Annotated in this window: 11 protein-coding genes; 1 reads left to right on the plus strand and 10 read right to left on the minus strand. The window is 40.2% G+C overall.

Annotated features, from left to right (window positions below; genetic code table 11):
- Window positions 1-105 precede the first annotated feature (105 nt).
- The 3 genes from M3O96_RS17570 to M3O96_RS17580 all read right to left on the minus strand — a co-directional run bounded on the left by M3O96_RS17570 (window position 106) and on the right by M3O96_RS17580 (window position 2,556).
- Complete coding sequence (locus tag M3O96_RS17570) at window positions 106-1,068, minus strand: NAD-dependent epimerase/dehydratase family protein (RefSeq protein ID WP_249722694.1); 963 nt, start codon at window positions 1,066-1,068, stop codon at window positions 106-108.
- A gap of 148 nt (window positions 1,069-1,216) precedes the next feature.
- Entirely contained in the window at window positions 1,217-2,227 is a 1,011-nt protein-coding gene (locus M3O96_RS17575; RefSeq protein WP_249722696.1) for a virulence RhuM family protein/type II toxin-antitoxin system death-on-curing family toxin, read from the minus strand.
- A 35-nt stretch (window positions 2,228-2,262) separates the two neighbouring features.
- Complete coding sequence (locus M3O96_RS17580; RefSeq protein ID WP_249722699.1) at window positions 2,263-2,556, minus strand: hypothetical protein; 294 nt, start codon at window positions 2,554-2,556, stop codon at window positions 2,263-2,265.
- A 379-nt stretch (window positions 2,557-2,935) separates the two neighbouring features.
- Here M3O96_RS17580 and M3O96_RS17585 point away from each other — a divergent pair, with 379 nt between their 5' ends.
- On the plus strand, window positions 2,936-3,949 hold the full coding sequence (locus M3O96_RS17585; protein WP_249722701.1) for an LLM class flavin-dependent oxidoreductase: 1,014 nt from the start codon (window positions 2,936-2,938) through the stop codon (window positions 3,947-3,949).
- A 781-nt stretch (window positions 3,950-4,730) separates the two neighbouring features.
- On the opposite strand, the gene M3O96_RS17590 is transcribed toward M3O96_RS17585, so the two are convergent.
- The 7 genes from M3O96_RS17590 to M3O96_RS17620 form a co-directional block, all read right to left on the minus strand.
- Entirely contained in the window at window positions 4,731-5,753 is a 1,023-nt protein-coding gene (locus tag M3O96_RS17590) for a Na+/H+ antiporter NhaC family protein (RefSeq protein ID WP_249722702.1), read from the minus strand.
- A gap of 123 nt (window positions 5,754-5,876) precedes the next feature.
- Complete coding sequence (locus M3O96_RS17595) at window positions 5,877-6,629, minus strand: SDR family NAD(P)-dependent oxidoreductase (protein WP_249722703.1); 753 nt, start codon at window positions 6,627-6,629, stop codon at window positions 5,877-5,879.
- A gap of 147 nt (window positions 6,630-6,776) precedes the next feature.
- A complete protein-coding gene (locus tag M3O96_RS17600; protein ID WP_249722704.1) occupies window positions 6,777-7,856 on the minus strand; it encodes a mechanosensitive ion channel family protein in 1,080 nt (359 codons plus the stop codon).
- Window positions 7,857-7,894: 38 nt separating this feature from the next.
- On the minus strand, window positions 7,895-8,491 hold the full coding sequence (locus M3O96_RS17605) for a YeeE/YedE thiosulfate transporter family protein (protein WP_249722705.1): 597 nt from the start codon (window positions 8,489-8,491) through the stop codon (window positions 7,895-7,897).
- Window positions 8,492-8,507: 16 nt separating this feature from the next.
- Window positions 8,508-9,041, minus strand: a complete 534-nt coding sequence (locus M3O96_RS17610; RefSeq protein WP_249722706.1) for a YeeE/YedE thiosulfate transporter family protein — start codon at window positions 9,039-9,041, stop codon at window positions 8,508-8,510.
- Between the two features lie 20 nt (window positions 9,042-9,061).
- Window positions 9,062-10,468 (minus strand): MBL fold metallo-hydrolase, encoded by a 1,407-nt coding sequence (locus M3O96_RS17615; RefSeq protein ID WP_249722707.1) that lies wholly within the window; start codon window positions 10,466-10,468, stop codon window positions 9,062-9,064.
- 50 nt (window positions 10,469-10,518) lie between these two features.
- Window positions 10,519-12,309 carry an SLC13 family permease gene (locus M3O96_RS17620; protein WP_249722708.1) on the minus strand — a complete coding sequence of 597 codons (1,791 nt, stop codon included), beginning with the start codon at window positions 12,307-12,309 and terminating at the stop codon, window positions 10,519-10,521.
- Between the last annotated feature and the right edge of the window lie 315 nt (window positions 12,310-12,624).

A 12,624-nucleotide genomic window follows, 5' to 3' on the forward strand; every position in this document is an offset into this window, starting at 1 on the left:
TCATTATGATATAAAAGCGTAGTTACAAACTTGCTTAGGGCCTACTCCAAACTTCACCCAGGCGGGGATCACTGAACCGCCACTTTTGACAAACCTGTATTTGCATCAGGTATTCTTTCCCATTTCTTTAAGTGCGTCAACTGTGCTATAAATCGGCTTGTAATTAAGTTCATTAATTGCTTTTTCCGTTTTGTACTGTCTGTTCATTGCAATGAAACTTAAATCAAATCTTGTCAATGGAGGATAACTATTATTGCCAAACACTTTCCAAATTATCTCGACTATTGATGCAGCAGGTTTAGCAATAAAAGAAGGTGTATTTTTTTTAGAGATAGATACGTTTTCTGTTGCCATTAAGTCAGACAAAAATTCGATTGCTTTTAGTTTTGAATGGTCTGTTATGTTGTAAATTCCATTGTTTTTGCCATTTTCGAATGCCTTAGTTATAGCCTCCACAACATTTTTCACATATACCATTTCCATCCATATATCTCCTTTGTCAATCCAAGAAAATGTACCCGTTTTTACTTTTTCTTTGAGGGTTTCTATGGCATTTACTCCCTTACCATAAATGAATGTAGGACGCAATATTATTTTTTGAATGTTGCCATTAAAGGAAATTATACCTTGTTCAGCCAACATTTTAGATTTTCCATAATTCGAACTTGGTTCTTTGGGATATGGATATGATTCATCAATGTCAAACAAGTCCTTTTTATCTTGTAATACAGATTCAGAACTAATATAAATAAATCGTTTGACGTTGTGCTTCTCTGCTGATTTTAATAGTTCCAAGGTCGCAAGTGTGTTGTCCTTGAAAAAGTCTTGCCAAGCACCCCAAAACTCCACTCTCGCTGCACAGTGTATTAATACATCACATTCACTAAGTTCGTTCTCCCATTTTTGAATGTCATTAAAACTTCCAACAACTTCGTGAATGGGAAGATTTATTAAAGAGTTTTTAGTTCTTGTCAACGCAAGAACTTGATTGCCTTCGGATACAAGCCTTTCAATTAGGTGTCTTCCTAAAAATCCTGTTCCTCCTGTTACAAAAACTTTTTTTGTCATTTTTGTTTTTTTCTTGATGCTAACGTGATTCAGCTTGGAGACGGCGGGCATTCGGAAACGTTCTCTTCTAATCTACTCCTTACCTTTTTAAGATACTGAACTTTCTATTTACTCTGAACCGCCCGCTGTATCCAAGGTGATGTTGGACTTAGTTCTTTATTAGGTTCACTATCAGTTTTATCATCAATTCCCTTTGCTCAGGTAAACTTTGGGCTACTGCCAATGCCAGAGCCACCAAAGTGTTTTCATTAATTTTCCTTATTCCCCTTTCATCCAAATGAAAAGTGTTCTGTTCCAAGAACCACACAAATAGAAATGAACCAATTCTCTTATTTCCATCGCTGAAGGCGTGACCTTTGATGACAGAGTATAACAATTGTGCTGCCTGCTCTTCAATGGTTGGATATGCCAATTCTCCAAAAACCGTTTGGGAAATACTGCCCAATATTCCCCTGAAGGAATCATCTTTCTCGTTTCCGAAAAGCTCTCCCGTTTCTCCTTTCTGAATCAATTCCCTCTTTAATTGGTGAATGGCTTTCTTGACATCTTCATAATTGATGACATAAATAATTTCTTTCGAAAGGTTGTCAAGCTGAAGATCTTCTGAATCATACCTATTAAGCAATTCAAAAGATTTGGAATACTTTGAAATAATATCCAAAAACCCTTCTGTCAGTACTCTTTGTGACTCAAACTTTCTTTCCCTTAAAATATCAAGTTGGTTTTCTAACTGTATGATTTTTTGGTCTTGTTTGCTCAGTAATTCGCTGTTGATGGCATAACCTTTCACTAAGTAATCTTTCAATCTTTGGGTTGCCCATTTTCTGAATTCAATCCCAACAGGTGATTTCACACGGTATCCTACTGAGATCACAACATCCAAATTGTAAGCTGAAACTGCTCTTACTACCTTTCTTTCTCCTTCTTTTTGAACTTGGCGGAAATCCCGCCAAGTTGACTCTTTTTCCAATTCTCCCTCTTTGTAAATATTTCGGATATGCTCACCAATCGTCCTTCTAGCTTTACCAAATAACTCAACAAGCTGCTGTTCGGTAACCCAAACCGTATCATGCTCGCCATCCAAAATGATTTCAAATTCATCACTACCTTGGGAGGGTTTAAAAACCACTATTTCAGAAATGAAGTCACCTGTTTCCATGTAGGAAGATAAAGTTTTTTGATAAAAATATCAGTTCATTGTTTTAAAAAACCTTTGATTTCAAAATTTTTAGGATCTTTAACAGCATATTCAATTAAGACCTTTGATCCAATTTCCTTTTTATCGATTCTCTGAGAAAGTTTTTTCTTTTGAACATAGACTGAGTCTTCAACTAGATAGGATATTGTGATAATTTGGGTAAATCCTCTCCCCATTGGTCCATACCCAAGTGCATTATCTGTAATCACGGCTTTTGCTTCTGCGGTTTTTGTCCATGGAGCAAAGAGTGTTTCAAAATTATTCCATGCTAGGTATAGAAAAAACTCCAAACCCCAATATTCCGATTATCCAAGGATTCTGCTTTGCCATTTTAGAATTGACCCCAACGTTTTGCTTCACGCAATCATTGCGCTATATATGGCATACATAGCACAACTGTTGCCGATATTTTTCAATATATTTAAACATAAAACTAATCCCCTAAATTTCCAATTTGACCAAATCACTTTTTCCATCTTCACTCCCTTCTTTTCCTGTAAGATCCTACCATGCGAACCTATTTAAAGAGCTTAACTGTTGATGTCAGCAGAAGTCAAGACCATATTTAAGGTTTGGTTCTAGGTCAATATCCACGAATATCCAGTATCTATTAATATCTAATAGGATAAAGGCTCCACCTAACCACGCTTAACCAATAATTATCGAATCATGTCCAATAAAAATATCTCATACTCCATCTTAGAACTAGCCATTGTGCCGCAGGGTGGCACTATAAAACAAACCCTCAACAACTCCCTTGTATTTGCCCAAGCAGCTGAATCTTTAGGTTACAAGCGGTATTGGTTTGCCGAGCACCATAATTCTGAGCATATCGGCAGCAGTGCTACTTCTCTTTTGATCGGTTACGTGGCAGAAAATACCAAAACCATCCGGGTTGGTTCGGGCGGCATCATGCTGCCCAATCACTCCCCGTTGATTATCGCAGAGCAGTTTGGAACTTTAGCACACCTTTATCCCAACCGCATCGATTTGGGTTTGGGAAGAGCGCCGGGAACAGATTCGCAGACAGCACAAGCCATCCGCTCGGATTTTATGCAGGCCGCACACTCATTTCCAAATGAAGTAGAGAAGATCCAAAATTATTTTTCAGTCAAAAACAAAAGCGCCAAAGTACGGGCAACCATAGCGGAAGGAACAGATGTGCCGCTGTATATCTTAGGATCGAGTACAGACAGTGCCCATTTGTCGGCTGAAAAGGGTTTACCCTATGCTTTTGCCAGCCACTTTGCGTCCACTTATTTGCTTCAGGCTTTGAGTATCTACCATCAGGAATTTCAGCCTTCTGAGTTTTTGGAAAAGCCATATACTTTGGCCGGGGTCAATGTATTTGTGGCCGATACTGACGAAGAAGCTGAAAGATTATATACGACCTTGATCCGGATGTTTTTCAGTGTGTTGACAGGATCCAGACAGGGTTTACAGGCACCTACAGAAATGACAAAAGACCTGAAAGAGATGGTGCAGCATCCTTCCTTGCAACAGATGCTTAAATATTCCTTTGTAGGCAGTAAGCAAACTGTTAAAAAGCAGGCGAAGGAATTTTTGGCACAAACCCAAGTGGATGAAATCATCGCAACATCTACCATGTATGCCATTGAAGACAGGATAAAGTCCGCGAGGCTATTTGCAGAAGTGATGGAAGAGATTAATGGGGGTGGTTAATTGATTATTTAGTTAATTAGTTAATGGTTATTTGTTAAGGTCCCTGAGCTTGCCGAAGGGTTGGTTATGGGGTTATTTGGTTAATGGTTATTTGTCCAGGTCCCTGAGCTTGCCGAAGGGTGGTCCCTGAGCTTGCCGAAGGGTGGTCCCTGAGCTTGCCGAAGGGTGGTCCCTGAGCTTGCCGAAGGGTTGCTTATGGCTTAATTGATTAGTGGTTAATTGGTTATTAGGAAAAGGATCAGGCTTGTGATTTTTAAAGCTTTTGGCTAACTTAATTCTGCAAACAGGATTAACCTATGACAATTATAAAGGCTATTTCAGGATTAATTGGACTGATTATTCCACTATTTATAGGAGGTACGATTGAATTACCAGAGAATATCCTGCTAGTTTGGATCTGCCTTTTTTCATTTGGAATATCAGGTAAGCTTCTCTTACAGCTTTTTGAAAAACCTTTTTTGAATAGCTATCCCATAATTGAAGCACGGGATCGGCATCCTAGATTTTTAAATCTGTTTAGTACCTATATCCTGTTTTTAGGCTTAGGTAGTCAATTAGGTGAAATTCTGTTCTACCAAAAAGTAGGAGTCCTACCAATTACCTTAATAATTTTTGGCATTTCGATTTATTTGGGAGCCCATTTGTTTAGCCCAAAAAAGTGGCTTTTTTAATCAAAAAAATTAAGTAATTGTCGTCGCAATCTTAACCCACAGATTTTAGGTATAAAAAAAGAAAAAAACAAGAAGCCTTCAACAGGCTTCTTGTTCTGATAAATTAGTGGTTATTTAAATTCTCCGCGACCTATGGCTGCTTCTCTTTCAATCACTCGATCTTCATTTCTGAAGTAATCTTCCCTCAAGTTCTTTACTCCTACAAATCCTCCAAAAGTGGCGGCTATAGCTCCTAGAACTAGTGCAACTGCGAGATACATCGCTGCATCACCCACTGACTTGGCGATATTTTCTGCTTTCTGCTCAGCCTTTTCTTTAGTCTCTTGCAAAAACGCTTCAAATTCCACCCTTGCCCTTTCAAATTCAGCAAAAGTGTTTTCAACTGCCTGCTTAGCTTCGGCTTCGGTCATATCGGTTCGCTCCACAACGATATTGACAAGTGCCTGTTGGTCTAAAGCCTTAAAGGATTGTTCAAACCTGTTTTTGGACTGGTTCAAGATACCTTCAACTTTACTATCACCTCTTCCGGGTCTACTTGCCATGTTTTTTGCGTCACTGACAGATTTTTCACCTTGAGACTTCAGGTATTCGGGATCAAGATTCGCCTTACCGGTATCCTCCAATAGGGAATAAAACTCTTTTTTCGCATCATCTAAAGACAATTCTATGTCTTGGAACTGATCCTTTACGATGGGACCCAATTGGTCAGAAATGACATCCCCTGTTTTGGATAGGACTCCTCCAACCACATTTCCCACGCCAGAAATAATGCTTCCTATGATAGAAGTAAGCAACCAAGCTGAAATAAGGGTGTACAATGCCCAAGTCATAATGCCATGAATTACCCCGCTAAAATTTGTAAAGGAGATACCCAACCGTGCTGCGACAAATCCGCCAGTAAAAAGTACAATCAGGTTACTCAGAACCCACCAAATAATAGCGCCTGTTCCCAGTCCGCTCATTGGATTATTTTCCTCAATAGGTTCTATACTCCATAATCCTATCGCTACTCCAATCAGATTTAATATCAACATGGCCGCTAGGGCTGCAATGGTACCTGCGAAAATAGCCCTCCAGGAAATTCCTTTGGGAGGCACTTTAGTGTAAGAATGGTAATCAATAGTAGTTTTCATAATCATTGGTTTGGTTTTTAATTTATAAGAAATAGTCTGTGGTTCATTTTAAACCACCTTCATTTTAATTGTTGCGTCGTAGTATCCTGATGACTTATGTTAAAAAAATTGAGCTGGAAAGGATTACTGAGCCAGATAGCCACCATCTACATTGAAATAGGCTCCAGTCACAAATGACGCTTTATCGGAATTTAACCATAAAGCCAATTCTGCAACTTCTTCAGATGTTCCCAATCTACCCAAAGGATGTAATGCCACCAATCCGTCCATGGTAGCCTCATCTAAGTTTTTGGTAAGCAAGGGTGTGGAGATATATCCCGGTCCTATTGAATTGATTCGGATTTTATATTGTGCATATTCCAATGCTGCTGACTCTGTCAGCCCAATAACACCATGCTTAGACGCTGCATAAGCCGAAGAATTAGGCGTACCTACTTTACCAAGAATTGAGGCCATATTTACAATACTTCCTCCACCAGCTTCGAGCATGGCAGGAATTTGGTAGCGCATGCCATAAAAAACCCCAGAAAGGTTGATGGCAATGGTTTTGTCCCAACCTTCAATTGGATATTCTCCCACAGGGCTGATAGGCCCGCCGATTCCGGCATTGTTCACGGCTACGTGCAAAGCCCCAAAATGCTTGACAGTCAGCTCCACTAGATTTTTGCTGTCCACAGGCTTAGAAGTATCCGCCTTAATAAAAATCGCATCACCTCCATTTTCTCTGATAGAAGCAACAGTATCCTCACTACCCTTCTCATCAATATCGGAAACAACAATCTTGGCACCTTCTGATGCATACAATAAGGCAATTGCTTTGCCTATTCCAGAAGCTGCACCGGTTATTATTGCTACTTTGTTCTCTAAAATTCCCACCTCTTAATTGGTTTAAATGATTGACTTTATGGTCAATACAAAGGTCAGGTCAATTAAAATTCTAGGGTTACAGAAATCCGGCAAAGAATTGTAAATTCAAAAGATGAAATACGTCCACGCCTGACAAGGATAGGTATCGGACAAATGCTATTGATCTTTCTGCTTTGTTGAATTTGGAAAAATCACCTTTTCCGGATGTTTCTTTAATTCTTCCATGACGATTTCAAAAAGTTCTTTTCTTACCCGTCCTGAACTTTTGGGCTCAACCAAGTATCGCACGGTCACCTCTATCCATGTATTGACATGGGCTTTTAAAATCACGGAAGGATATTCATTTACATCAAATTCATCGACCGGTGTATCTGCCAGAATCTTTTTAAATCGCCTTACCCTTCTCACCATGGATTCACCTATTTTCACTTCAACAATTTGCTTTGTAGTAGCTGCCGTAAAATCAAAATCACTGTCATAAGAGATGAAGAAACTAAATTCGTTCCAGATGAAAGGAAATAAAGGCCATGAATAATTATAGACATATTCACTGAAGACTTTTGAATTGGCAAATCTGATGATACGTCCACTAGGATGGTCAGCGGATAAATAATCCCCATTAAATTCCCACAAGGTGGTATCCAAATAGCTCACATTGATCACATCTCCAAACACATTGCCTATCTTGATCCGTTCGCCGACTTCATATGGCTTTCGGATAAGAATGTAAAGCCATGCAAAAAAACTTGTGATGGGATTTTGCAAAGCAAAGCCAAGCGTAAGAGAAATTATACCAAAAGAAACTGCTGCGGCATACCAATTGGCAAACAGCAATGAAAGGATAATGGCAAGTATAAGGAGGGCTGCAAAAAAATCAGCAATCCTGTTAAAATTGAATTCTTTGGTTTTATCTTTTATTTTTCGGTTAACTAATTTTTTTAAAAGCCTGTTGGCAATTAACACCAAAGAAATCAACATGACAGCAAGTACAATTCTCTGCAAAAGCGGTATATAGCTGCCGGCAATTGGTAAAATTTTCTGACCTAAAAGAAAATAAAGAGCACCACAGGATAGAAATATGATAACAGTCATTCCTAAAAAGGGAGCTTCTTTTTTTATAATACCAGCACTTACCTTTTCTTCAACAATTGAGGTTTCGCTCAAAGCTCTTTGTACCTTCTCATCCTTTTTGATGTCTTCTATTTCTTTGTCTTCTGAGGCGTCTGAAGTTTCCATATTCACGGTAATTTAGAGGTAAAAAAATAACCTTTGTTCTAAAAACCAACTTTTTCGATCCCAAATAGCACTAGGATTATAATTACACCTGCTGGAACAACCACCACCCAGTCATTTGCCTTTAGCATGCCCGGAAACGTAATTTCCCCAAAATCGCCTTTTTTCAGGATCCCATCCTTTATTTTGGGATACAAAACAGCAAAAATCCAGGTGCCCAGAATTATGCCTGCTACACCACCAACAATGGCATCCAAGTATCCATTACCCATTGCCCCGGCAATGGTTCCCGGGCAATAGCCAAGCACGGCAAATCCAACACCAAAAATAGTAGCGCCAATGACATTCATACCCACTGAGCCACTCTTTATCGATAGCTTAATCCAGCCCATTGATTTCATAAAGTATATCCCAATCATGCCGGTAACTACTGCCGAAAGCATGATTTTGATAACCGTAAAATCGGTAAGCAACAACTGACCGACTATCACATCGTATTTGGTTGCTCCGCCCTTGTGCAATAGAAAGCCGAAAATAATACCAAAACCCAAACCTATTAGTAAAGGTCTTTTATCTTCATCAGATGCTTTATCTTCTGTTCCATTTTTTTTATCTGAAACTTCTTCTCTTTTTTCCATGATGATCCGCTGGGAGTTAAGCAATTACATAATAAATGATATGGGCAGTAATCACTCCACCAATAAAAAAGAAGATGACTGAAACCCAACTTGAAACAGCAAGTTGCAGCGTGCCGCTAATACCGTGTCCGCTGGTACAACCGCCGGCAAAACGTGCGCCGAAACCGAGAATAATCCCCCCCACCAAGGCGACAATAACCCTAAGCACTGCATCATCACCGAAAGCTGAAGCCCAGAGTGGTGGTACCCACGCATTTGCCTGAATATCTCCTGAGATCATAGCTGACAGAAATGACCCTAATACAACTCCCAAAACAAGCATCCACTGCCAATTGATCAGAAGTTTGATCTTTTTAAAGTAAGGCCTTTGTTCTGCTTTTCCTCCTGAAATCAGATTTTCAATCATCCCCCCTGCCCGGGCGAATGTCGTTGAGGTAGCAATAGGTTTGCCCGAAATCAAAAAACTCAGCCAACTCAAAATACCAATCCCTATGCCAACTACATAGGGCGACCATAGGGTTTGCGTAAAAACCGATCCAAATGTTTCCATGTTTTTTATTTAAAATTGGTTTAGTTTTTAAGCCTTTGAATAAACCTTGATCCGTGAGGAACTTGACAAACATCACAGCGCTTGATATATCCAGCAGCACTATATCCGGTCATACCTCCTGCCACATTGGTTAGTTTTTCAAAACCGTGTTGACTCAGAATACTTACACCCAGACTACTTCGATTACCCGAGCTACAAATCAAGATAGTCTTATCCTTCTTATTGAGTTCTGTATACCTTTCACGCAAATCGGCCACAGGAATATTGATAGCGCCTTCAATATGTCCGTCTTCATATTCATTGGTTGCTCTCACATCGAGCAACACGAACTTATCAGAACCTGTAACCATATCATTTAAATCTTCAGCTGAGATTTGTTTAATATGATTGGTTTTGTAACCTTTTGTAACCCAGGCAGCCATACCCCCATCCAGATACCCCACAACACGGTCTTGACCAACACGCCTGAGCCATAAATTCGATTTTTCCGCTTCTTTAAAACTGTCTGCTATTACCAGTAAATCTTTATCAACAGGAAGTACCCATCCTGCAAATGTGGGCAGGTTACCATTAATATCCAGGCTCCAAGAACCGGGAATATGCTGACTGCCAAAGGCTAAATAGCTACGGGTGTCAACAATGGCAATATCTCCTTTATCTAAAATTTCTTTGAAAGATGCCGCCTTTAGGTTTGTCATGGGAGGAAGCTCTAAAACAAGCACAGGCCCTTCGCGATTGATTTCGTTGCACCTGCTAAAGTGGTCGGGCGCAGGAGGCATTTGATTGGTGAGCGACTTGATGAACTCATCCTTATCCGTAATCTGCAGCGCCTCATTGTATTTTTTTTCGTAACCGATGGTTGAACGCCATTTGGCACCCATTGATTTTCCGCAAAGAGAACCTGCGCCATGTGCAGGGAGAACTTCGCAAAAGTCCGGAAGCTTTAAAATTTTATCAAACAGACTGTGGTATAATTTCCCGGCAAGCTCTTCGGCGATATCAGGAAAAATGTCAGGGCGTCCTACGTCGCCAACAAACAAGGTGTCGCCTACAAAGGCACATACAGGTTCTTTCCCCCTCGAAGTATCTACCACCACGTAACATAGGTGATCAGGAGAGTGCCCGGGTGTTTCCAGCACTTTAATGACAAAATCCTCAATCTCTATGGTATCACCCTCGACTAACGCTACGTGATCAAAAGCGCATTTGGCTGCTTTGGCCACATATATTTTGGCACCGGTTTTCTCAGCAAGGTCCATATGCCCCGACACAAAATCGGCATGCATATGAGTTTGCAGGATATGGGTGATTTCTACACCCAGCGCACGCGCCTCATCAATATAAAGATCGGTGTCGCGCTGTGGGTCAATGATGGCACAAACTTCCGATCCGGCAAGAATGTAGGAACTGAGTGCAATCTTGTTCATGAAATAATGTTTTATCAGCATAGCATATGTATTTAGGTTTATTTTATTGTTTAAATCATGAAAAAATAGAAGATAGAAACTGTGATAATCAGAAATAGTATTGTCATTCCACTCCCTGCTTTTATATAGTCAGCATTGCGATAACCGCCGGAAGACATTAGGAAAGCATTCACTTGATGTGTAGGCAAAATGAAGGAGTTAGCAGCACAAACGGCAGCCATAAGTACAAGTGGCCGGGGATCAATGTCAGCAATTTTCGCCATTCCCATTACCAAGGGTGCCAGGACTACGATTGCGCCTACATTTGACATAAACAGTGAAAAAATGGTTGACAAAACCCCAACCATGAGAACGATGAAAACAGGGTGTAAATCAATTACCAAGCCCATGATGGCTTCTGCAAGAAAAGTGGCAGCACCCGTTTTTTGCATGGCTACTCCTAATGGAATCAATCCCGCTAGGAGAAAAACAACTTTCCACTCTATAGCCCCATAGGCTTCTCCGATATGCAATACACGGGTAAGTACCATGCCAAGAGCTCCGGTCAGAAATGCCATTGAAATGGGAAAGCCAAATAATGCAAGGGTAATGGCAAAAACAAAACAACCTATTGCCGGCCACAATTTTGACCTGTCTTTTTTATTTATTTCAAACTCAGTGAGTACTACAAAATCAGCACTTTCTTTCAAATCCTTTATTTCCTCCCACCTGCCGTAAATAATCAAGACATCCCCGGAGCGAATCTCCATATCAGAAAAATCTCCCTCTATCCTTTTTCCTTCGTTGAAAAGAATTATGGGCTCCACGGCGTAGCGCTTTCTCAGGGAATATTCTCTTATACATTTTCCGGCTAGTTCAGAACCCGGAGGTATAATTACCTCTGCAAAACCACTAACATTCGGGCTAAAGTCATGAGAGAAATTCCTTGACGCAGCAAGTGCCTCCAACTGAAAGTGTTCTGAAAAATGATTGATGTTCTCCTCAGATCCCAGAACAGCAAGGGTTTGTCCCTCAACAAATTTATTTTCTCGCCAAGGCGCATAAACCACATTATCCCCTTTTCCGATGCCTAAAAGATTGACATGGTAGGTTTCCCACAATTCTGCCTCTTCTGTTGTTTTTCCATGCAGTGAACTTTCAGCAGTCAAGCTTAGTAACTTGATGTTATGTGGTAAATTAAGTTTTTCTACCAACTTTTCTTGCTCAGTTTTTTCTGCTTCGTCAACTTTCTTTTTGGGTAAAACTTTACTTCCAAACAGCAAAAAATAACCTATGCCCGATAAGAGAAGCACAATCCCGACTGGGGTTACGGAAAACAAGTTGTAGGCTTGATGTCCTTCGTTTTTTAATAAATCATTTACCAAAATCAGTGGACCCGAACCAACCATTGTAAGTGTTCCGCCAAGAATGGCAGCAAATCCAATGGGCATAATTAGCGATGATGCGGGAATCTTGGTGCGGCGCGAAACCTGCAAGATTCCTGGCAGAAAAAGGGCAGCTGCGCCAATGTTTTGGATTAAACCTGAAAGAATGCCAGTTGAGAGAGAAAGCAAGCCTATAAGGTTTCGTTTGCGCGTTCCAGCCTTGCTGATAATAAGTTTTGAAAATTCATCCATGATACCCGTGCGGGCAATACCTCGTCCAAGTATCATCACACTCAGCATGGCAATTACAGCGTTGCTCGAAAATCCAGAAAACACCTCCTGCGAATCCAAAATACCGGTCCATCCCACCGCCAGCATACAGCCAATGGCTACAATGTCAATTCGGACCAAATCAAGCACCAACAGTATAACTGTAATGCTTAGGATGATCAAAACCGTAATAATACTGGAATCCATTGCAGTGTTTTGTTTGCTTACGAGAATATTTCTATCACTTCTTCTCTGTTCTTTTCCTGCGTTATTCCATTTTGGAATTAGGAGGAGGAAATGTCAACTACCATCTCAAATGCTTTCTAGAACAAATGAACGGAAGTATCAAAATTTTACGTGGCTTGTCCCCTCTCTATAGATCAAGCAAATTGAACCAAGGGTGTGTTGAAAAAGTATTGCATTCAACCTTAAACTCTCCCCAGGATTAGAATATTTCATGTTATTAAACAAAAGTATGTTTGAAGTAAAAAAAATGCCTTACACAAATTTTGAGAAGAACTA

The organism is Aquiflexum sp. TKW24L (assembly GCF_023502205.1).
GTDB lineage: Bacteria > Bacteroidota > Bacteroidia > Cytophagales > Cyclobacteriaceae > Cognataquiflexum.

Excerpts from the sequence above, each read along its gene's own strand:
- M3O96_RS17570 (WP_249722694.1), bottom strand. The coding sequence starts at position 1,068 with ATGACAAAAAAAGTTTTTGTAACAGGAGGAACAGGATTTTTAGGAAGA.
- M3O96_RS17575 (WP_249722696.1), bottom strand. The coding sequence starts at position 2,227 with ATGGAAACAGGTGACTTCATTTCTGAAATAGTGGTTTTTAAACCCTCC.
- M3O96_RS17585 (WP_249722701.1), top strand. The coding sequence starts at position 2,936 with ATGTCCAATAAAAATATCTCATACTCCATCTTAGAACTAGCCATTGTG.
- M3O96_RS17590 (WP_249722702.1), bottom strand. The coding sequence starts at position 5,753 with ATGAAAACTACTATTGATTACCATTCTTACACTAAAGTGCCTCCCAAA.
- M3O96_RS17600 (WP_249722704.1), bottom strand. The coding sequence starts at position 7,856 with ATGGAAACTTCAGACGCCTCAGAAGACAAAGAAATAGAAGACATCAAA.
- M3O96_RS17605 (WP_249722705.1), bottom strand. The coding sequence starts at position 8,491 with ATGGAAAAAAGAGAAGAAGTTTCAGATAAAAAAAATGGAACAGAAGAT.
- M3O96_RS17610 (WP_249722706.1), bottom strand. The coding sequence starts at position 9,041 with ATGGAAACATTTGGATCGGTTTTTACGCAAACCCTATGGTCGCCCTAT.
- M3O96_RS17615 (WP_249722707.1), bottom strand. The coding sequence starts at position 10,468 with ATGAACAAGATTGCACTCAGTTCCTACATTCTTGCCGGATCGGAAGTT.
- M3O96_RS17620 (WP_249722708.1), bottom strand. The coding sequence starts at position 12,309 with ATGGATTCCAGTATTATTACGGTTTTGATCATCCTAAGCATTACAGTT.